This is a genomic window from Nocardioides segetis (assembly GCF_051390595.1).
Taxonomy (GTDB): Bacteria; Actinomycetota; Actinomycetes; order Propionibacteriales; family Nocardioidaceae; genus Nocardioides.
In genome coordinates, this window is record NZ_JBNINR010000001.1 from 551,505 (window position 1) to 572,117 (window position 20,613).

At 72.6% G+C, this 20,613-nt stretch carries 18 protein-coding genes; 11 read left to right on the forward strand and 7 right to left on the reverse strand.

The features are described from left to right. The first annotated feature begins 1 nt into the window (after nt 1). Together ACPZVR_RS02455 and ACPZVR_RS02460 are read left to right on the forward strand one after the other, a co-directional pair. Nucleotides 2-1,372: a class I adenylate-forming enzyme family protein gene (locus ACPZVR_RS02455; protein WP_436697975.1), complete on the forward strand. Its 1,371-nt coding sequence runs from the start codon at nt 2-4 to the stop codon at nt 1,370-1,372. Continuing rightward, nucleotides 1,369-2,121, forward strand: a complete 753-nt coding sequence (locus tag ACPZVR_RS02460; protein ID WP_436697976.1) for an SDR family NAD(P)-dependent oxidoreductase — start codon at nt 1,369-1,371, stop codon at nt 2,119-2,121. Before ACPZVR_RS02455 ends, ACPZVR_RS02460 begins: the two co-directional genes overlap by 4 nt. Before the next feature lie 19 nt (nt 2,122-2,140). Here the strand turns inward: ACPZVR_RS02460 and ACPZVR_RS02465 are convergent, their stop codons facing one another. Beyond that, entirely contained in the window at nt 2,141-3,103 is a 963-nt protein-coding gene (locus tag ACPZVR_RS02465; protein ID WP_436697977.1) for a hypothetical protein, read from the reverse strand. A gap of 100 nt (nt 3,104-3,203) precedes the next feature. Here ACPZVR_RS02465 and ACPZVR_RS02470 point away from each other — a divergent pair, with 100 nt between their 5' ends. Together ACPZVR_RS02470 and ACPZVR_RS02475 are read left to right on the forward strand one after the other, a co-directional pair. Next, nucleotides 3,204-4,532, forward strand: a complete 1,329-nt coding sequence (locus ACPZVR_RS02470) for a lipopolysaccharide biosynthesis protein (RefSeq protein WP_436697978.1) — start codon at nt 3,204-3,206, stop codon at nt 4,530-4,532. A gap of 10 nt (nt 4,533-4,542) precedes the next feature. After that, nucleotides 4,543-5,592 carry a class I SAM-dependent methyltransferase gene (locus ACPZVR_RS02475; RefSeq protein WP_436697979.1) on the forward strand — a complete coding sequence of 350 codons (1,050 nt, stop codon included), beginning with the start codon at nt 4,543-4,545 and terminating at the stop codon, nt 5,590-5,592. A gap of 109 nt (nt 5,593-5,701) precedes the next feature. On the opposite strand, the gene ACPZVR_RS02480 is transcribed toward ACPZVR_RS02475, so the two are convergent. Beyond that, the gene (locus ACPZVR_RS02480; protein ID WP_436697980.1) at nt 5,702-7,216 is read right to left on the reverse strand and encodes a tyrosine-protein kinase domain-containing protein; all 1,515 of its coding nucleotides are present in this window, start codon (nt 7,214-7,216) and stop codon (nt 5,702-5,704) included. 36 nt (nt 7,217-7,252) lie between these two features. On the opposite strand from ACPZVR_RS02480, the gene ACPZVR_RS02485 reads away from it, so the two are divergent. From ACPZVR_RS02485 to ACPZVR_RS02515, 7 genes are all read left to right on the forward strand, one after another. Next, on the forward strand, nt 7,253-9,091 hold the full coding sequence (locus tag ACPZVR_RS02485) for a DUF4012 domain-containing protein (protein WP_436697981.1): 1,839 nt from the start codon (nt 7,253-7,255) through the stop codon (nt 9,089-9,091). A 100-nt stretch (nt 9,092-9,191) separates the two neighbouring features. Beyond that, nucleotides 9,192-10,031 (forward strand): HoxN/HupN/NixA family nickel/cobalt transporter, encoded by an 840-nt coding sequence (locus ACPZVR_RS02490; RefSeq protein WP_436697982.1) that lies wholly within the window; start codon nt 9,192-9,194, stop codon nt 10,029-10,031. Further along, on the forward strand, nt 10,028-10,705 hold the full coding sequence (locus tag ACPZVR_RS02495; protein WP_436697983.1) for a hypothetical protein: 678 nt from the start codon (nt 10,028-10,030) through the stop codon (nt 10,703-10,705). The genes ACPZVR_RS02490 and ACPZVR_RS02495 overlap by 4 nt, the downstream gene beginning before the upstream one ends. Before the next feature lie 11 nt (nt 10,706-10,716). Then, nucleotides 10,717-15,186, forward strand: a complete 4,470-nt coding sequence (locus tag ACPZVR_RS02500; RefSeq protein ID WP_436697984.1) for a LamG-like jellyroll fold domain-containing protein — start codon at nt 10,717-10,719, stop codon at nt 15,184-15,186. 218 nt (nt 15,187-15,404) lie between these two features. Further along, the gene (locus ACPZVR_RS02505; RefSeq protein WP_372449664.1) at nt 15,405-15,485 is read left to right on the forward strand and encodes a putative leader peptide; all 81 of its coding nucleotides are present in this window, start codon (nt 15,405-15,407) and stop codon (nt 15,483-15,485) included. Nucleotides 15,486-15,648: 163 nt separating this feature from the next. Further along, a complete protein-coding gene (locus ACPZVR_RS02510; RefSeq protein WP_436697985.1) occupies nt 15,649-16,497 on the forward strand; it encodes a sulfurtransferase in 849 nt (282 codons plus the stop codon). Next, nucleotides 16,497-16,805: a DUF1416 domain-containing protein gene (locus ACPZVR_RS02515; RefSeq protein WP_308087105.1), complete on the forward strand. Its 309-nt coding sequence runs from the start codon at nt 16,497-16,499 to the stop codon at nt 16,803-16,805. Before ACPZVR_RS02510 ends, ACPZVR_RS02515 begins: the two co-directional genes overlap by 1 nt. 107 nt (nt 16,806-16,912) lie before the next feature. On the opposite strand, the gene ACPZVR_RS02520 is transcribed toward ACPZVR_RS02515, so the two are convergent. From ACPZVR_RS02520 to ACPZVR_RS02540, 5 genes are all read right to left on the reverse strand, one after another. Further along, entirely contained in the window at nt 16,913-17,701 is a 789-nt protein-coding gene (locus ACPZVR_RS02520) for a GntR family transcriptional regulator (protein ID WP_282402960.1), read from the reverse strand. A gap of 93 nt (nt 17,702-17,794) precedes the next feature. Next, on the reverse strand, nt 17,795-18,565 hold the full coding sequence (fabG, locus tag ACPZVR_RS02525) for a 3-oxoacyl-ACP reductase FabG (protein ID WP_436697986.1): 771 nt from the start codon (nt 18,563-18,565) through the stop codon (nt 17,795-17,797). A 23-nt stretch (nt 18,566-18,588) separates the two neighbouring features. Beyond that, the gene (locus ACPZVR_RS02530; protein ID WP_436697987.1) at nt 18,589-19,584 is read right to left on the reverse strand and encodes a phosphotransferase enzyme family protein; all 996 of its coding nucleotides are present in this window, start codon (nt 19,582-19,584) and stop codon (nt 18,589-18,591) included. Next, nucleotides 19,584-20,231 carry a hypothetical protein gene (locus ACPZVR_RS02535; RefSeq protein ID WP_436697988.1) on the reverse strand — a complete coding sequence of 216 codons (648 nt, stop codon included), beginning with the start codon at nt 20,229-20,231 and terminating at the stop codon, nt 19,584-19,586. Before ACPZVR_RS02535 ends, ACPZVR_RS02530 begins: the two co-directional genes overlap by 1 nt. A gap of 54 nt (nt 20,232-20,285) precedes the next feature. Then, a complete protein-coding gene (locus ACPZVR_RS02540) occupies nt 20,286-20,567 on the reverse strand; it encodes a BMC domain-containing protein (protein ID WP_038681564.1) in 282 nt (93 codons plus the stop codon). Nucleotides 20,568-20,613 lie beyond the last annotated feature (46 nt).

Sequence of the window (20,613 nt, forward strand, 5' to 3'; positions counted from 1 at the left end):
CATGATCGAGTTCCTGCGCCGCGGCGCGCAGACCCGGCCGGAGCGGCCGGCGGTGGTCACCCACGAGCGGAGCGTCTCGTACGCCGAGCTGCTGGCGATGGCCGAGCAGGCCACGGCCGCCCTGGGCGAGCTCGGGGTCGACCGGGTCGCCCTCGCCGATCACGAGGCGGCACCGGTCGTCGCCCTCATGGCCGCCGCGTCGGCGACGGGGGTGGAGCTGTGCCTGCTCCCGCCCGACCCCGCCGAGCAGGTCCTCGACCTGCTCGGCCGCTTCGACCACACCGTGGTCGTGACCGACCGCGCCGACCTGCCGGCGTCCGCGCTGCCCGACGGCGTCCGCCGCGTCGGGCTCGCCGACCTGCTCGCGACGCCCGCACAGGGCGCTCCCGACGACCTGCCCGCGCGCCGGCCCCACCTGGTCCTCACGACGGGCACCACGGGGGCTCCCCGCGGCGTCCGCCACGACTGGGGGCGTCTGGTGCGCACGACCGCGCACGTCCGGCCCGCCGACGACGAGCGCTGGCTGCTGGCCTTCGGCCTGCACCAGTTCGCCGGTCTCCAGGTGCTGCTGCACGTCTTCGCCGCCGGCGCCACCCTCGTCGCGCCGGCACCGCGCCGCCCGCGCGAGGGTCTCGCGGCCATGCGCGGGCTCGGAGTGACCCACGCGAGCGCCACGCCGACGTACTGGCGCTTCCTGCTCGCCGAGCTGCGCGCCGACGGGGGACCGGTGCCGTCGCTGCGCCAGATCACGCTGGGCGGCGAGGCGATCCCGGGCCCGCTGCTGGGCGAGCTTGCGTCGGTCTTCCCCGACGCCCACGTCTCGCAGGTCTACGCGGCGTCGGAGTTCGGCTCGACCGGGTCGATGCGCGACCGCCGGGCCGGGCTGTCGACGGCCGTGCTGGAGCGGGGCGAGGACGCCGACGTCGCGCTCAAGGTGATTGACGGCGAGCTGTGGATCCGCTCGCGCACCGGCATGGTGGGCTACTACGGCGAGCCCGACATCGACCCCGAGGAGTGGCGTCCCACCGGCGACCTCGTCGCGGTCGAGGACGGCCGTCTGGTCTTCCTGGGCCGCTCCTCGGAGATCATCAACGTCGGTGGGGTGAAGGTGCACCCGCTCGTCATCGAGGAGCGGATCGGCGCCGTGCCGGGCGTCGACGTGGCCCGGGTCTACGGCAGGCGGAACCCGATGACGGGTCAGATCGTTGCGGTGGAGGTGGTGGCGTCCGCAGGCGCGGACACAGCCACGATCGACGCCGCCATCCGGGCGGCGTGCGCCGACCTGCCGTCGGCGTCCCGCCCCCGCAGCATCCGGTTCGTCGACGAGGTCAGCACGACCGGGAGCAAGATCGTCAGGAGAGAAGCACCGTGAGCGAGACCAGCACCGCCGAGCCGCGGGTCGTCGTCGTCACCGGCGGCAGCCGGGGGCTCGGCGCCGGCATCGTGCAGGCCTATCTCGACGACGGCGACATCGTCGCGACCTGCGCCCGCAGCAGCACTCCCGAGGTCGAGAAGTGGCAGGGCGACCCGGCCGTCGCCGACCGGTTCCTGTTCCAGGCCGCCGACGTGTCGAGCTCGGCCGACTGCGCGGCCTTCGTCAACGCGGTGATCGAGCGGTTCGGCCGCATCGACGTGCTGGTCAACAACGCCGGGGTCGCGCGCGACGGCGTGATCGGGCTGACGTCCGACGAGGACATCGACGTCGTGGTCGACCTCAACGTCAAGGGCTCGCTCTACATGGCCCGCCAGGTGAGCCGCCGGATGATGGTCAGGCGCAGCGGCACGATCGTCAACATCTCCTCGGTCGTCGGCCGCTCCGGCTACCGCGGCCTCGCCGTCTACAGCGCCACCAAGGCCGCCCTGGAGGGCATGACCCGCGCGCTGGCGCGCGAGCTCGGCACCCGCGGCATCACCGTCAACGCCATCGCGCCGGGCTACCTGCGCACGGAGATGAGCCACGGGCTCGACGAGGACCAGCTGCAGCAGATCGTCCGCCGTACGCCGGCCGGGCGACTCGGCGACCCCGAGGACATCGCGCGTGCCTGCCAGTTCCTCACCGACCCGCGCAACACCTACCTGACCGGTCAGGTGCTCGTGGTCGACGGCGGCCTGACCGGCTGACGCGGCCCCCTCGCCCGGCTCAGTACCAGGGGCGGCGCAGCCCCCGGGCGGCCGCATAGGTGCCGTAGACGAGCTCGGCCGCCCGGCGGACGGGACGGGTCTCGTAGGGCGCGGTGAGCGCGGCGTCGTACCGCGTGAGGGCCTGCTCCCACGCGACCTCGAGGGTCTGCGCGGGATCGGAGTCGGGCCGGATCCGGCGGGCGACGTGGGTCCACAGCCGCTCGTCGAGGCGGGTCCGGCGGGCCAGCAGCTCCCGGGTCCGGCCGTCGAGCTCCGGGCCGAGGTCGGGCCGCCGACGGCGCGGCACGGAGACCCGCTCGTTGAGCCGGATGTCGGGGAGCTCGAGGCCGATGGCGCTCCCCAGGTGCTCGAGGAAGCGCGGGTCCTCGACCAGGCCCACGTGGTCGAAGCGGTCGAGCGAGTCGAGCGCAGCGGCGAGGATCTCCTCGTCCTGGCTCTCCTCGATGAAGGACGTCGGCGCCAGGAGCGGGTGCGGCCAGGCGAGGAAGCGCGTGATGGTGTTGTCGATGTTGGGCGCGATCATCGCGTGGTCGAGATAGTCGCCCAGACGGCCGCGCGCGACCCGGAAGGCGACCGAGCCCGCGTGCCCGAAGTGGCGCAGGTCGAAGTCGGACAGGGCCCGGCTGTGGACCCACTGCGAGAGCACCCGTAGCCGCGGGTGGCGCAGGATCGTGACCTCCCGACGCTCGGCGTACCGGGCCCGGGTGGTGCCGGGAGCGACGTGCCCGGTGACGAAGTCGCCGTCCGCGGGCAGCTCCTCGGGGCCGCGGACGAAGGTCGCCGCCGCCTGGGGACGGAGCGCGTCGATCCGGTCGTAGCCGCCGACCAGGGACAGGTCGACGCGGTAGACGGTCGTGGCCTCCGCGGGCAGGGCCGCGACGATCGCGTTGCGCACCGAGGTGCCGGCGCACTTCGGGATGTGGTTGAAGACGAGGGGTCGCTGGGGGGACGGCGCGCTCACGGAACTCCTTTCGCAGGCCCGGCGGCGTTCGCCGCACACCCATCGGACCCGGGTTCTCCAACGACCGTCCGGGGGGCTGCGTTACCCGTATCCTGCACCCGTGTCGACGTCCTCCCCCGCCACCTCCGTGCCCGCGGCCGACCGGCACCGGCCGGTGCCGTGGTGGCTGCTCGCCGGGGCGGGCGTGCTCACCCAGCTGCTCACCATGGCCAGCGGCATCATGGCCGCGCGGATGCTGGGGGTGGAGGGCCGGGGCCAGGTCCTCCTCGTGGCGACGCTCGGCGCCGTCGCCGCCCAGCTGAGCCTCGGCGGCGGGTTGCCCAACGCGATCACCAAGCAGCTCGCCGAGCGGGGGATCCCGGCCCGTGACGGCCTGCGCGGACTCGCGCGCTCCTGGCTGGCGATCGGTCTGGCGGCCGGCGCGGTCGCGGCGGCGTACTTCGTGTTCGTCGACCGCGACCGGCTCGGCGTCGACACGGCCCTGCTCGCCGTCGCGGTCGTGCTCACCGCGGTCAACGCGATGGCGGCGCGGATCCTGATGGGCGCCATGCTGGGTGAGGGCACCGAGCCGGTCCGCATCGCGCTCACCGGGGTGCTGCCCCAGGCGGCTGTGGTGGTCGCCTTCGGCATCTGCCTGGCCTTCGGGTGGAACCTCGGGCCGGTCGGCGTGCCGTTCGTGATCCTCGCCTTCAGCGGCGGCGTGCTCCTGGCGCGGATCCGCAGCCTGCGTCCCTCGCTCGGCCCGGACGCACCGCGCCTGGACCGCGACGAGCTGCGCGGCCTCGCGCGCCGCGGCCATGTGAGCAGTGTCGGGCCGATCGACGGCCTCCAGCTCGACCGGTTCCTGGTGGGCTCGCTGCTCGGCAACACGATGCTGGGCCTGTACGGCGTCGCCTCCGCCCTCTCCGCCCTCCACAACGTGCTGGGCATGTCCCTGGCCGGCGTCGCGCTGCCGCGGCTGGCGGTGCTGCAGACGGACCCCGCGGCGGAGCGCGAGTACGTCCGGCGCACCCTGACCCTGACGGTCGTGCTGATGGTCGTGATCACCGTTCCCCTGGAGCTGGCGATGGAGCCGCTGGTCCGCTGGACCTTCGGGTCTGAGTTCGTCGGTGCCGTCGAGTGCGCGCGCTGGGTCGTGTTCGCCGCGTGCCTGCTGGGCACCCGACGGGTGCTGATCGCGGTGCTCCAGGCCCGCGACCACGCCCGGTACGCCTCCGTCGTGGAGTTCGTCCTCGCCGCCGCGCTCGCGGCCGGCATCGTGGTCGCGGCACTCAACGACAGCATCGTGCTGGTCGGCATCCTGCTGACGGCCGTGGCGGTCGCCGCCTGCCTGCTCCTGGGCTTCGGCGTGCTCGTCACCACGGCGTCGGGGCACGTCGCGGAGACCGGGTCCGCGGAGTCTGCCGCCGACGGTGCCGCCGGTGCGTAGGATCCCGGCCATGTCGAGTGTCGAAACTGCTCCCGAGGTCGCCCCGCCGGCGACGGAGCGCACCACCCACGTGCCGTTCACCGGCCGGGTCAAGCGTCTCCTCACCCGGTTCGCGCCGGGCTTCCTGATCTCCTTCCTCGACCGAGTGGTCTTCCGGGCCCGCCGGGCCCGGATCCGCGGCGTACGCCGGGTCTTCGGCCGACTCGGCTACAACGTCGCCCACCGGGCCGACTACTACTCGACCCTGCCGGTGCTGGAGGAGATCGAGGAGACCCGGGCCCGCTGGGACCGGCCCTCGGGCCTGCCGGGCCTCGATGTCGACCTCCCCGCGATGCGCGAGCGGCTCGACGGTCTCGCGGCGCGCTGGGAGGCGGAGTTCGTCGCCGAGACCGGCGACTACCTCGCCAACACCCGGCGGGGCTTCGGCCCGGGCTACCCCGAGTTCGACGCGCGCACGCTCTACTACATGCTGCGCGAGCACAAGCCGGCCCGCTACCTCGAGGTCGGGTCCGGCCTGTCGACCTACTACGCCTCGCTCGCCGGGCGCCGCAATGCCGCGGAGGGGGCGCCGCTGCAGATCACCTGCGTGGAGCCGTACCCCTTCGACGCGCTGCGCTCCCTGCCCAACTTCCAGCTCGTCGAGGGCTTCGTCCAGGACGTGCCGACAGCGCGGTTCGAGGAGCTGGAGGCCGGCGACCTGCTGTTCATCGACTCGTCCCACTCGCTCAAGATCGACAGCGACGTCGCCTACCTCTTCCTCGAGGTGCTGCCGCGGATCAAGCCGGGCGTGATCGTCCACATCCACGACGTGCCGTTCCCGTTCAACACCCCCTATCCCGCCGACACCTGGCTGTTCGGCGAGCGGTGGCCGGTCTACTGGAACGAGGCGATGGTCGTGCAGACCTTCCTCGCCTTCAACAAGGAGTTCCCGATCGAGCTGTCGGTGCCGATGCTCCGGCACGACGACGAGGCGGCGCTGCGACGCAGCCACCCGCGCTACGTGCCGGTGGCCGACGACCCCAACCCGCCGTCGTCCCTCTGGCTGCGCCGGGTCGGCTGACCGGGTTTTCGGTACCCCCGACGACGTCCGCGACCGAGACGACGAAGGGCCCCGCCGGACGGCGGGGCCCTTCGTCGCGTCAGGCCGGGGTCGACCCGGGGAGACCGGCTCAGCGTGGGGCGGCGCGCTTGCCGCCGGACCCACCGGACTTGCCGCGTTCGGGGCTGGTCTCCTCGTAGTAGTAATAGTAGTAGGAGCCGATCGCGCGCTTGGCGACCATGTTGACCACGATGCCGTAGAGCCGACCGCCGACCTGCGAGAGCCGCTTGACCGCCTCGGCGACCTGGTCGCGCGTGGTCGTGGCGTGGCGGACGACGAGGATGACGCCGTCGCCGATGGTGGCCAGGACCGAGGTGTCCGCGACGGGCAGCAGCGGCGGCGCGTCGATGATCACGATGTCGTACGACGCCCGCAGCCGCTGGAGCAGGTCCTGGGTGATCCGGGACTGCAGGATCTCCGTCGGGTTGGGCGGCTTCGCACCGGAGGCGAGCACGTGCAGGCCGCTGGCGTCGTGGACCTGGATCGCGTCGTGGATCTCGGTGCGGCCGATGAGGGCCGTCGTCAGGCCGATCGCCGGGTCGAGGCCCAGCGTGGTCGCGACCCGGGGCCGGCGCAGGTCGGCGTCGATGATGAGCGTGTTGCGACCGGTCTGCGCGAGCGCGACGGCGAGGTTGGTGGCCGTCATGGTCTTGCCCTCGCCCGGCACCGCGCTGGTGATCACCAGGCAGCGCGGTTGGTTGTCGAGGTCGATGAACTGCAGGTTGGTGCGCAGCAGGCGGAACGCCTCGGTGCGCGCGGCGAAGCCACCCAGGTCGGTCAGCAGGGGGGCGTTGCGCATGTCGGTGTCGAACCCGACGCTGGCCAGCACCGGCGCCTCGGTGATCTCGCTGACGTGGTCGGCGGTGCGGATCGTGCGGTCCAGCAGCTCGCGCACGAGCGCCAGCGCGATGCCGAGCAGCAGGCCGACCAGCCCCGCGACCACGAGGTAGAGCGCCGTGCGGGGGCTCACCTGGGAGGGGTTGTAGCTCGCCTTGTCGGTGATCTGGGCGGTGATCTGGGGCGACTCGCCCGACGACGTCCCGCCCGGGGTCTCCAGCTCGGAGATGTAGCGCGTGAACTGGTCGGTGAGGACGTCGTTGATGGTCTGCGCCTGCCGGGCGGACGTGTCGGTCACCTTGAGCTGGATCAGCGAGGTGGTCTCGACGACCTCGGCACTGATCTCGCCGGCGAGCTGGCCGGGCGTCATGTCCAGGTCGAGGGCGTCGATCACCCGCTGGGAGAGCTCCTCGCTGCGCGCCAGGTCGGCGTACGCCGTGGCCCGGGTCTGGGCGAAGTACAGCGCCGTGATGGCGTCGGTGCTCTCGCGGACGTCGACACTGAGGAAGACGGTCGACTTCGACTCGTACTTCGGCGTGAGGACGACGAAGCTCAGCAGCGAGGCGACACCGACTCCGACTGCCATGAGAGCGACGACGCTGAGCCACCGGCGTCGGAGCACTCCGACGAACTGTTTGAAGTCCAAAGTGTCGACCCTCGTCCTCGCGTGTGGGGGCAGTGTGATCCGGCACGCGGCCGGCGGTCGAAAGTGTAGGCGGTCACTGCCCCCGATGGCGCAGGACGCCACACGTCGGAGGGTGACCGGTCATCTATGCTCGCCCCCATGTCGACCGAGCGGCGCCGCCGGCGCCGCAGCCGGCCGCGGACACCGATCGAGCGGGCGCGGCGTCGGCTGCGCCGCCTCGCCCGCGGTCGGCACCGTGGGCTGCTGATCCTGGCGGCGGTGCTCCTCGTCGCCGGGGCCTGGGTGGGCTGGACCCTGTGGTCCACCAGCCGGGCGCTGGCGGAGGTCGCGACGCGCGCGGAGGTGATGCGGGCCGCGCTCGTCCGCGGGGACGCGGACGGCGCCCGCCGGGCGATGGCGGAGTACCGCGACGCCGCGGAGACGGCGCAGGCGCGCACCAGCGGTCCGACCTGGTCGGTGCTGGAGCTGCTGCCGGTCCTGGGGGACGACCTCGACGGCATCGCCGTGGTCTCCGGCGTGCTCGCCGACCTGGGCCGCGACGGCCTCCCCCCGCTGGCCGATGCCGCCGAGGAGGTCTCCGGCGAGGCCTTCCGGCCGCGGGATCACGCCTTCCCGGTCGAGGCGATCGCGGGGCTGGCCGACCCGGCCCAGCGCAGCGAGGCCGCCTTCGACCGGGCCGACACGGCCTTGGCCGAGGTCGACCCCAGCTCCTTCGCCGGCCCGGTCCGGCACCGGTTCGAGCAGCTGCGCGACCTCGTCGTGGACGCGCGGCAGACCCTCGACACGACGTACCGCGCCGCGCGCCTGATCCCGCGCCTCATCGGTGACGACCGCCCTCGCCGCTTCCTCATGGTCCTGCAGAACAACGCCGAGGCACGCAGCAGCGGTGGCCTGCCGGGCGCCTTGACCCTGATCGAGGCCGACCGGGGCCGGGTCGAGGTCGTCGAGCAGGCCGACGCCGCCGACCTGGGGAGCTCGGACCAGCCGATCCTGCCCCTGAGCGCCGAGGAGCGGGAGGCGTTCGGCGAGCTGCTCGGGGTCTATCCGGTCGACGCGACCCTCACGCCGGACTTCGGCCGGGCCGCCGACCTGCTCCGGACCCGGTGGCAGCAGGTCCGCGGCGGCCGGGTCGACGGCGTCGTCTTCGTCGACCCGGTCGCCGTCAGCTACCTGCTCGCCGGCACCGGCGCCGTGCCGGTTCCGGGCTATCCGGCGGTCACCTCGGACACGGTCGTCGCGGCCGTGGAGAACCAGATCTACCGGCTCAGTGAGGACCGGGGCGTGCACAGCGACTACCAGCAGGCGGTCGCCGAGGCGGTGTTCGACGCCTTCGCGAACGGCTCGGGCAACTCGGTCGCCGTGCTCACCGGGCTGGTGCGCGGGGTCCAGGAGGGTCGGATCCGGCTCGCGCTGACCGAGCCCGAGGCGCAGCAGGAGATCGCGGGCACCGCGATCGCGGGCGAGCTCACGCCCGACGGCGACGCCGACCCGCACGTCGGCATCTACCTCAACGACGCCGGCCCGACGAAGATGCAGTACTACCTCGCCTACGACGCCCGCGTGTTCGCGCGCTCGTGCACCGGTGACCGGCAGAGCATCGCCGGCGAGGTCGAGTTCCACAGCGACACCCCGCCGGACGTCGGGCAGCTGCCCGCGGCGATCACCGGGGCGACGTACCCGGGTGTGCGGGTCGCTCCCGGCCACCAGCTGCTGGTCGTCTACCTGACCACCCCGGTCGGAGGCGAGGTCGAGGAGGTCGAGGTCGACGGCCGTCCGCAGTCCATCGACGCCGTGCCGTTCGAGGGGCGCGACCTGGTGCGCGTCGCGGTGTCTCTCGCGCCGCAGGAGCGGCACCGGCTGTCGTTCGTCATGCGCGGCGCTCCGGGCCAGGACGGGGACATCGACGTCGAGGTCAGCCCGGGGGCGCGGCCGGTGAGCTCCAACGCGACCGTGCCGTCGGCCTGCGCGGTGCGCTGACCGCGACCCGGTCGGCGGCCCCATCTCTTTACCTTCGGGTCACCGGGCCGCCACGGACCGAAGGCCCGGCCGTCACCCGGCGTCGTGAACATGGCTGCCCGTGCCCCCCACCACCCAGGTGGCGCGACTGGCCGACGCCCTTCTCGTCCCCTCCCTCGATGACCGACTGATCGACCTGGTCGGCGCCCCCGGCTTCGTCCCGGTGGCGTTCCTGCTCGCCTTCGTGGCGGGCGCGGCCCACGCCGTCGGGCCCGGCCACGGCAAGAGCCTCGCCGCTGCCTACCTGATCGGCTCGGACGGCAAGGTGCGCGACGCGGCGTGGCTCGGGGTCTCGGTGGCGGTCATGCACACCGTCTCGGTCCTCGTCGTCGCCGTCGCGTGGACCTTCCTCTCGCTGTCGCAGCTGCTCTCCCTCGAGCGGCTGACCAGCGCGCTCCAGCTGATCGCGGGGGTGCTGGTGGTCGGCGTCGGGATCTGGCTGTTCCGCCGTCACCTGCGCGGAGGTCACGGTCACGGGCATGGGCACGGCCACGGGCACGGGCATGGGCACGGCCACGGGCATGGGCACGGCCACGGGCACGGCCATGGGCATGGGCAGGGGCCGGGCCCCAGCCGCCCGGGACTGGTGCTGCTCGGCATGTCCGGCGGCCTCACCCCGTCCCCCGCGGCGTTCCTGGTGCTCGTGACAGGCATCTTCACCGGCCGCTCCGGGTTCGCCCTGCTGCTGGTCATCACCTTCGGGCTGGGCCTGGCCACGGTGCTGTTCGGGGTCGGCCTGCTGGCGCTGGCCGGACGCGACGTCGTCGTGCGGGCTGCCGAGTCGCGCGCCCTCGTCGCCGCGGCGACCCGGGTCGCGCCGGTCCTGGCGGCGACCAGCATCACCGTGATCGGCGGCGTGCTCACGACCACCGCGGTCGGCCGGCTGGCAGGCGCCGCGTGAGCGGCATGGTCGCGGCGCACCCGTTCGGCGACCCGCAGACGGTCGAGATCGCCGCCGACCCGACGGACCCGGCCGTCGTGCACGTGACCTGGAAGGTCGGCGCCGCCGACGACCTCACCCTGCTCGGCATCCATCTCGGTGTGCTGCCCGAGGACCGGGTGATGCTCGACGGCGCCATCAGCTACGACGACGGTGACGCGACGCTCGTGGAGCAGGCGCCGGAGGTCCGGGAGTACCTCCTCGAGCACGTGGCCGTGAGCGCGGACGGCCGGGCGTGCACCGGCCGGGTGGAGGCGACCGGCGACCTGATCGCCGACGGGGCGGACCTCGTCTTCGCCTGCCCCACCCCGCCGGCCCGCGCGACGGTCGAGGTCAGCACGCTGACCGACCTGCACCCGGCGTACCGCACCCTCGCGACCGGCCCGGACGGACAGCACCGGGTCTACAGCGCGGACGCGCCCCGCCACGACTGGGCGCTCGGCGTCACCAGCACGACCGGCACCACCGGCGGCACCGGCGACGCGACCGGCGGCACCCAGGAGCAGTCCCTGGGCACCGGGACCAGCGCCGCCCTCCAGATCGGCGGCGTCCTCGGCGCCGTCCTCCTCGTCGTCGTCGCGGGGGCCGTGGTGGCCCGGCGTCGGCGACGGGTCCCTCCCACCCCCACCCTCTAAGGAGACATGTCGTGCCCGCACGACCGATGCGCAGGCTCCGGTTGGCCGCCACCTCCGTGGTCGCCGTGGCCGTCGCCGCGGGTGGCCTGCTGGCCACCCCGAGCCAGGCGGCCCCCGCCGCCGCCCCGACGCTGCTGCCGGACACCCCGGCGACGACCGCCGAGGCGGCGCCCACCCCGGACATCCTCGATGTCGGATTCCCGGACGGCGTCCCCACCGACACCGCCCAGTCGCTGACGCCGATCACCTACGGCACCCCGACGTACGGCACCGACGACCGGCAGGGACCGGTGATGACGGTGGACGGCGTCGACGACGCGGTCGGGTTCGCGTTCGAGGACCAGTGGCCCAAGCTGGCGACGGGCGCGAGCTTCGAGTGCGTGTTCCGCGTGAACACCGCCATGCCGGTGGTCCGGGAGATGGACCTGTGCTCCGACAAGGAGGCAGGCGGGCTGTCGATGTACGTCACCGGCGGCAACCTCGGCTTCATGGGCCACATCGGCGGCGGCTACAAGAGCGCGCTCACCCCGATCGAGGGCGACCGGTGGTACCACGCCGTCGCGACCTGGGACGGCAGCCAGATCAGGCTCTACGTCAACGGGCAGCTCGCCCAGACCTCGGCGGCCAGCGGCACGCTCACGCCCCCGGTGGCCACGGCGCAGCGCTTCATCGTCGGTGCTGACGCCAGCCCGACCGGCATCGGCCAGCCGGCGCCGCCGAGCACGTTCGCGGCCGCCGGCGTCTTCTCCCGCGCGGTCACCGCGGCCGAGGTGAAGGCGCTCGCCGCGGAGTGGGACACCGCCGTCCCGACGCCCGAGGCCGACGTCCTCGACGTCGACTTCGCCGACGGTACGCCGAAGGAGCGGGTCCGCGACCTCGCGGTGAAGACCTTCGGCAGCCCGACCATCGCGCACGACGGCGCGCTCGGGCGTGACGTCGCGGCCTTCGACGGCAACGACGCCTACGGCTACGCGCTCACCCCGCACTGGGGCGAGATCAGCAACGCGGTCACCCTCGAGTGCACGTTCCGCTACCTGGGCACGCTGCCGCGGAGCACCGAGGCCGCGGTCTGCTCCGGCAAGGAGGCCGGTGGCCTCTCGATCTACATCAACGAGGACAAGGTCGGCCTGATGGCGCACATCGGCGGGGGCTACAAGACCGCCCGCGCCACCTTCAGCGCCAACCGCTGGTACCACGTCGTCGGCCTCTGGACCGGCACCGAGATCCGGCTGTACGTCGACGGCGTGCTCGCCGCCACGACGCCCGCGACCGGCGCGCTGACCCTGCCCAACGCCACGGCCCGCGCCTGGACCCTCGGCGCCGACTCCTCGCCCAACGGCGGCGCGCAGTTCTACGCCCCGGCCAAGCTGGCGAACGCCCGCATCTACAGCCGCGCGCTGAACGACACCGAGATCAAGGCGCTCGACATCGCCGCCTTCGGCGAGCACCCCGATGCCGGCGTCAGCCTGAACGCGTCGGTGCCGGCGGCCGGGGACCACCTCTCCGCGCCCGTCGAGCTCGACCTGGACATCGCCCACGAGGACAACGCCACCGGCTGGACCTACCTCCTCGACGGCAAGCCGGTCGCCGAGGGCGACCTGGTCGGCCCCGGCCTCCAGGCCGGCCCGCACACCCTGACGGCGTCCGCCGTCGACGTGTTCGGCAAGGACATCGCCTTCACGATCCCGTTCGCGTCCGACACGATCCCGACCGGCGGCGGCACCGGGTCCGGCGAGGGCCGGGGCGTCGTCCAGCTGTCCGCGATCGCGACCAGCCCCGACGGCAGCGACGTCACGACGACCTTCCGCAAGGCCACCGCGACCGTGGCCGAGGGCGGCGTCCAGGGCGTCGTGAAGAAGGTCCCGACGACCCTCGACTTCGAGCACGAGGACGAGCAGCCGATCGCGGACCCGCTGACGCCGGACGACGACCGCGCGCAGACCAGCGCCACCAGCGGCGACATCCCGTTCCAGCGCTTCGACGTGGAGGTCGGCGCGGCCGTCACCGGACAGCAGGTCGTCTGGAAGGGCGTCGTCGACCCGGAGCGCTCGGTCACCCTGCACGCCTGGAACACCGAGACGTCGCGGTGGGCCGAGCTCGCCACGGCCCGCGGCGTGCGTGACGGCGAGACGGTCCTCAACGCCGTCGTCCGGCCGGCGATGGTCGACCAGGGCACCGTGCACCTCCTGGTGCTCGGCACCGACCCGTTCGCCGACGACCTCGCGCCGCGCGACGAGACGGCCGCGGAGACCAAGGACGGGTTCGAGGACCCCGAGGACTACGACTTCTCCCTGGCCCACTTCACCGACACCCAGTACCTCGCCGAGGGCGCCGCCGGCGGCACCTACGACGACTGGGACGGCAACGTCGAGCCGTCGGATGTGATGAAGGAGGAGGAGCGGGCGATCTGGGACCGCGCCTACCGTGCCACGACCGAGTGGATCGCCGAGCAGGCGAAGGACCGCAAGATCGCCTGGGCCGGACACACCGGCGACATCATCGAGAACGACTACTACGACCCGCTCGCGACGAACAGCAGCGGCGGGCTGCTCTACCCCGGTCTCGACGAGCAGGTGACGCGTGAGTTCGCCTTCACCTCGGACGCGCAGAAGGCGCTGGACGAGTCGGGCGTGCCCAACCAGGTGATCGCGGGCAACCACGACAACCAGCTCGGCAACGAGACCGGGCCGACGTCGCGGTTCAACCGGTACTACGGCCCGGACCGCTACTACGAGGTCGCGAAGGGCTGGCCGGCCGGCGCGTCGTACCACGCCTGGGACGAGGTCACCGACGCACAGGGCGCGGTCAGCACGCCGGGGCAGGACAACCAGAACAACTACGTCCTGTTCTCCGCGGGCGGCCTGGACTTCGTCGCGGTGGGCCTGTCCTACGGCGTCACCCAGGAGGAGGCGGACTGGGCCAGCTCGGTCTTCGAGCGCTACCCCGACCGCAACGGCATCCTGCTGACGCACGCCTACATCGCTCCCTCCACGGCGAAGGACGGCCGGGGCGCGAGCTTCTCCGGCGACGGCTCGAAGCTGTACGACGAGGTCGTCTCGGCGAACCCGAACGTCTTCTTGATCCTCGCCGGTCACGAGCACGGCGTCGGCACCAACCTGAAGACCGGCGTGGGCGCGACCGTGCAGCACAACGTGGTCGAGCTGCTCGCGGACTACCAGTTCTACAAGGTGTCCGCGCGCGAGCTGTGGCCCGACAAGGTCGACAGCAGCGGCAACATCGACCTCGACGGCGACGGCGTCACCGACCACAAGGCGACCGACCTGCTGCAGTTCGGCGCCAGCTGGCTCCGGCTGCTCCAGTTCGACGTCGACCGGGCCGAGGTCAGCATCGACACCTACTCGCCGCACTTCGACAACTTCGGCGCGACCGAGTACGACGACCGCAAGCGCTACAACGGGGCCGAGGACAACCTGGTGCTGCCGGTGGACCTGTCCAGCCGCACCACGACGTTCTCGACCGACGGGCTCACGGTGGTCACCCCGAGCGCCGAGGTCATCGGTGTGCAGACCGCCAGGTCGGGCTGGCCCGCCACCGTCGAGTGGAAGGGGCTGACGGAGGGCGAGGTCTACGCCTGGACGGCGGAGAGCCGCACGGAGTCGGGCGACCGGATCGGCTCGCTGCCGCAGTTCGGCACCGTGTTCCGGGCGACGTCGGCGGGCACCGACGTGACCGCGCCGACGCTCGTCGTGCCGGCGGAGACCACGCTGACGGTCGGGGACGCCTTCGAGCCGAAGGCCGGTGTGACGGCGACCGACGACGTCGACGGTGACCTGACCGCTCAGGTCGAGGTCGTCGGCGACGTGGACACGGACCGAGCCGGGAGCTACCCGCTGACCTATGTCGTCGTGGACGCCAACGGCAACCAGGCGATCGCCTCCCGCGTCGTGCGGGTGGTCGAGGCGGTCGACACGCGTGCCGCCACGGCGGTCACGGTGGGCAACGTGTCGGTGGCCTTCGGGCAGCAGCCCACGCTGACGGCGAAGGTCGGCCCCGCGTCGGCCACGGGTCTGGTCCGCTTCCTCGAGGGTGAGGAGACGCTCTGCGAGGCGATGGCCGTCAACGGCACCGCCACGTGCACGGTGAAGATCCTGCCGCCGCCGGGCGACTACGTGGTCGTCGCGTCCTATGTGGGCGACGCGGACCACCGGGAGGCGCAGCGCTCCTTCGTGCTGAAGGTCGCGGACGCGGCGAAGGCGGACCCGAACCTGCGCGCGAAGGTCGCGAAGGCCTCCCTCGCCCGCGGCGCGAAGGTCAGGCTCAAGGCCAAGGTCGCCGCCGGCGTGACCGGCCGGGTCGTGTTCAAGAGCGGCGGGCGCACCCTGTGCACGGCGACGGTCGAGGACGGGGTCGCGACATGCCGGGTCCGGCTCACGCCGGGTGCCTGGAAGGTCAAGGCGAAGTACACCGGCAGCACGGCGTACGCCGCCGACAAGGCGGTGGTGCGCTTCCGCAAGCGCTGACCCGCCCGCTCGACACGACCGCCGTACGGCGGGGCCCCGGTCCCGTCGTACGGCGGTCACGTGTAACTACCTGTTCGTGCTGGTACCTGACCTGTCGACCGATCAGGTAGGGGCGCGAACAGGTAGTTACAGTGGCGGCGTCTCATTATCTGGATATGGATCTCAAGATGTAGAACGCCGAGTTCGTGGATCCGGGAAAGCCGCCTACGCTCTTCCTCATGTCGACGACCCTGCTGCTGACCAAGCGGCGCGCGGTGGACAACTGCCGCGTCAGCTCGGCGCTGTGTCGACCCTGCTGACGGGTCCTTGAGCTCTCGGCCTCTCTGCCGTCTCACCCGTCGTCCCGCGGCGCTGTCGTGCGCCCAGGCGTCGTCCTGTGCGTCCGACGTGTTGCTCGTCTCGAGCTCGCGCTGCAGCACCGTCCGTCGTACCGCATCATCGCAACCACCGATAGGAATCATCATGAGCCGCGAGAATTCGCTCGTCTCCACCCAGTGGGTCGAGGACAACCTCGGCGCCGACAAGGTCGTCATCATCGAGGTCGACGAGGACACCACGGCCTACGACAAGGGTCACATCAAGGGCGCCATCAAGCTCGACTGGACCACCGACCTCCAGGACCAGGTCCGCCGCGACTTCGTCAACAAGGAGCAGTTCGAGGCTCTGCTGTCCTCGCGCGGCGTCGCCAACGACGACACCGTCATCCTCTACGGCGGCAACAACAACTGGTTCGCGGCCTACGCCTACTGGTACTTCAAGCTCTACGGCCACCAGGACGTCAAGCTCATGGACGGCGGCCGCAAGAAGTGGGAGCTCGACAGCCGCGAGCTGACCGACGAGCTGCCGCAGCGCGCCGCGACCACCTACGTCGCCCAGGAGCAGGACCGCTCCATCCGCGCCTTCCGTGACGACGTCGTCGCCGCGATCGGCAACCAGAACCTCGTCGACGTGCGCAGCCCCGACGAGTACGCCGGCCGCCTCCTCGCTCCGGCCCACCTCCCGCAGGAGCAGTCGCAGCGCGCGGGCCACATCCCGACCTCGGTCAACGTCCCGTGGAGCAAGAACGCCAACGACGACGGCACCTTCAAGTCCGACGCCGACCTGCAGGCGCTGTACGCCGAGGTGGGCTTCGACGAGGACAAGGACACCATCGCCCTGTGCCGGATCGGCGAGCGCTCCTCGCTGACCTGGTTCGTGCTGCAGGAGCTGCTCGGCAAGAAGAACGTCAAGAACTACGACGGCTCGTGGACCGAGTACGGCTCGCTCGTGGGCGTGCCGATCGCGCTCGGCGACGAGCCCGGTGACGCCTGATGTGCGGGGCGAAGGTCGGCGGGCTGTCGCTCGACGGCGTCAACGTCGCCAAGGAGGCCGTGATCCAGGGTCAGGTCGTGCGCGGCAGCGGTGAGGACGCGGCGCCCGTGGCGAGCGCCTACGTCCGGCTGCTCGACCAGACCGGCGAGTTCACCGCGGAGGTCCCGACCTCCGCGACCGGCCACTTCCGGTTCTTCGCCGGCGACGGCCAGTGGACGCTGCGCACCCTGGCGCCGAAGGCCGACCCGGTCGACCGCGTCGTGCAGGCACAGACCGGCTCGGTCGCCGAGGTCCTCATCTCCATCTGAGCACCGAACGCAACGGCCCGGGCGCCGCGTGGATCCACGCGGCGCCCGGGCTCTCTGCGTCTCCGGGGCGGTCCGCGTCTCCCGGCCCCCTGCGCGGCCGGGCCGGGTCAGCTGGCCGGAACCGACGAGATGGTCGCGAAGTGGGGGGTGTCCCCGCCGGGCACGCCGCGCAGGCCGCGGCCCGGCGTGCGCATGGTGATCCGCACGCGGTCGGAGCGGAACAGGTCGTGGGAGAACTCGAACGGCGTCCCGGTCGTGTCGTACGTCGTCCGGGTGATCGACACCAGCGGGTCGCCGACGGCGACGGCGAGCAGCGCCGCCTCCTCGTCGGTCGCGTGGACGACCTCGACGACCTCCTCGGCGTCGGCGATGACGACGCCGTAGTCGTGCTCGATGAGCTCGTAGATCGACCCGCCCAGCGACTGCTCGAGCAGGCCGGGGAAGCGGTCGGCGGGCAGGCGGGCGTGGTCGAGCGAGAACGGCGTCCCGTCGGCCAGCCGCAGCCGGCGTACGTCGACGACGAGGTCGCCCTCGCCGAGCTGGAGGGCGCGGCGGGTGGCCGCGTCGGCGACGCCCATCTTGGTGGCGACGACGCGGGTGCCGGCGGAGTAGCCCTGCCGGGCGAGATAGGCGGGGACGCCGACGACCTTGGTCAGGTCGTGCTCGACCTTCGCGTGGTTGATGAAGGTGCCGCCGCCGCGGCCCGCGACGCGACGGACCAGCCCCGCCTCCTCGAGCGCCGCGAGCACCTGCCGCAGCGTGGCCCGGCTGACGCCGTAGTGCTCGGAGAGCTCGCGCTCGCTGCCCAGCCGGGCGCCCGGGGGGAGGGTGCCCGCACCGATGTCGGTCAGCATGCGGCGCCGCAGGGTCTCCGCGACGGCGTGCTCGTTGGCCATGCCTCGCTCCTCCTCCGGCGGGTCCCGGCGTGACCGCCCGATTGGTCTGACCAGGTGGGTGAAACGGTACCCGACCGGGCTCAGGACGCGTTCTCAGATCTCCTCGAGCGCCTGGAGCGACTCGGGGAGGACCTGGCCGCCGTCGACGACGAGGCTCTGCCCGGTGACGTAGCCGGCCTCCTCGGTGGCGAAGAACAGCGCCGCGTTGCCGATGTCCGCGACGCTGCCGAGCCGCTTCTGCGGCACGCTGGCGGCCATCGCGGCCAGGTAGTCCTCGCCGAGCCCGTCGAGGCCCTCGGTCGCGACATTGCCCGGGAGCACCGCGTTGATGGTGATCCCGCGCGGAGCGAGCTCCAGCGCCGCCGTGCGCACGAAGCCCAGCTGGGCCGCCTTGCTGGCGCCGTAGTGGGACCAGCCCGGGTAGCCGGTGTGCGGTCCGGTGATCGAGGAGGTCACCACGATCCGGCCGCGGCCGCTCGCGGTGAGCGCCTCCAGGCAGGCCTGGACGGCGAACACGGTGCCGTCGAGGTTGGTCGCCATCACCGTGTGCAGGTCGGCCGCCGTCATCGCGTCGAGCCGGGCCGCGGGGAAGATGCCCGCGTTGGCGCACAGGACGTCGATCCCGCCGTGCCGCTCGATCGCGGTCGCGGCCATCCGGTCGCAGTCCTCGCGCGAGCTCACGTCCGTCACGGCGTACGACGTCGCGCCGCCGATCTCCGCGCATGCGGCCTGCAGCGCCGCCTCGTCCCGTCCGGTGACGAGTACCCGGGCGCCGGCTCGCGCGAAGACCGTCGCGATGCCGCGGCCGATGCCCTTGCTGCCGCCGGTGACGACGACGGAGCGTCCAGCGAGTGAGGTGAACATGGGTCCTCCGATTCGACGATGGGTCAGGCGAGCGTGGCGCCGCCGGACGCCACGTAGCGATGGGCGAGCTCGACGGAGCCGGCCGTGTAGCCGGGACCGAGCTCCTGGCACTCGCGGGAGTGGGCGTGCGAGCCCATCCAGGCCACGAGCAGCAGGCGGCGCATCATGACGAAGGTCGGCAGCATCGCCTCGTGCTCGGGGGCGAGGTCGGAGACCGTGCGATAGCCGCGCAGCCAGGCGTCCTGCCACTGCGGCAGCCGCGGGTCGTGCTCGATGAAGGAGACGGCGGTGCCGAAGTCGTACATGAACCACGACATGCCGCAGTCGTCGAAGTCGATGACGGTCACCTGGTCGCCCTCGACGAGCAGGTTGGCGAGGCGCAGGTCGGCATGGACCAGGCCGAACCGGTCGGCCCCCGTGCCGTACGACGCGAGCCGCTCCCGCACGATCGCGGCGGCGGCGCCGAGCGCCTCCTCCTCGGCGGGCCCGACGCCGAAGCCGTCCTGCCAGCGGCCCCATCGGGGCCGGTCGCCGAGCGAGTGCTCCCAGTCCCACCGGAACCGGTGGAAGCCGGGCGGCGGGGTCCAGGACCGGGCGTGCTCGTGCATCCGTGCCGTGATCGCGCCGAGGGTCTCGAAGTCCGAGGTGCCGAGCGCGACGTCGTCGGGCTCGATGCCGGGCACGAGCTCGAAGAGGACGCAGTGCCGCTCCTCGCCGTCGGCGACGACGGTGGTGACCCGCTCGCCGCGCACGTTGGGGATCTCCGCGGAGGTCGCCACGCCGGACTCGGCGCGCAGGGCGGCCAGCCAGGCGAGCTCGCTCTCGATGTCGCCGCGGGAGTGGTAGCCGACCCGGTGCACGCGCAGGATGGCGGTGCGCCCGGTGTCCGGCTCCTCGACCAGGAAGGTGGCGTTCTCGGACAGGTTGATCATCCGCAGGGTGCGCGCCGGGCTGAAGCCGTACGACGGCAGGGCCAACTCGGCGACCCGGGTGTCGACGGCCGCGGCGACGGTGTCCATCAGTGCTCCCGTCCCTCGATCGACTCCAGGACCTTGGTGATCCGGTCACGAGCCACCTCGACGTCCTCGGTCGTGCCGCTCAGGTAGAGCCGCCCGGCCGCCCCGATGAACTGGACGTCGACCATCGTGATGCCGGGTGCCGCGCGCTCGGCCTCGTTGGCGGCCACGGCCGCGAACAGGGCGGGCGTCATCTCGTAGACGAGCAGTGACTGTCCCGGCATCACCATCGACCCCGATCGGTTGCGGTTGAGGATCACCGCGTGCTGGTCGGTGATGTGCTCGATGATGTCGTGATAGAGCACCCGCGGGCGGAGCTGGTCGCTGGCCGAGCTGCCGGTGCCGTCGAGCACCGCCTGGCCGGCGGCGGTGACGTCGGCCAGCGACGAGGCGTGCAGCTCCAGCACGCCGAACTGGCGCTCCACGAAGAGGATCCCGGGCTCGACCGACGGCACCGCGCGCAGCGCCAGGTCGATCACGCGCTCGATGGCGAGCGCGGGGGCGACCTCGATGATCAGCGCGTGGTCCCCGGCGTACGGCGGGTAGCCGCGGGCCCGGGTGGGCGTGCCCAGGTAGGCGGCGAACTGCGGCTGCAGGTCCTCGACCATCAGGTTGACCCGCAGCTCCGTGCGGGCGTGGGTGGCGGTCATCGGACCTCCTCTTCTCGGGGTTCGGGCTCTGCTGGGGTTCCGGGCCGGGGCGGGCTACTTCGCGCTGACGTCGAAGTGGTTGCCGATCTCGGCGTGCGGGCGGGGGATGACGTGCACGCTGACGAGCTCCCCGACCTGAGAGGCGGTCTCCGCGCCGGCCTCGGTGGCGGCCTTGACCGCGCCGACCTCGCCGCTGATGACGACGGCGACGAGCCCGTCGCCGACCTCCTGGCGGTCGGTGATGGTGACGTTCGCGGCCTTGACCATGGCGTCCGCGGCGGCGAGCGCGGCGACGAAGCCCTTGGTCTCGATCATGCCGATGGCGGTGCTGGACATGTGCTGCTCCTTGGTTGTGCGGTGGGTGTGCTGGTGATGCGTGGGG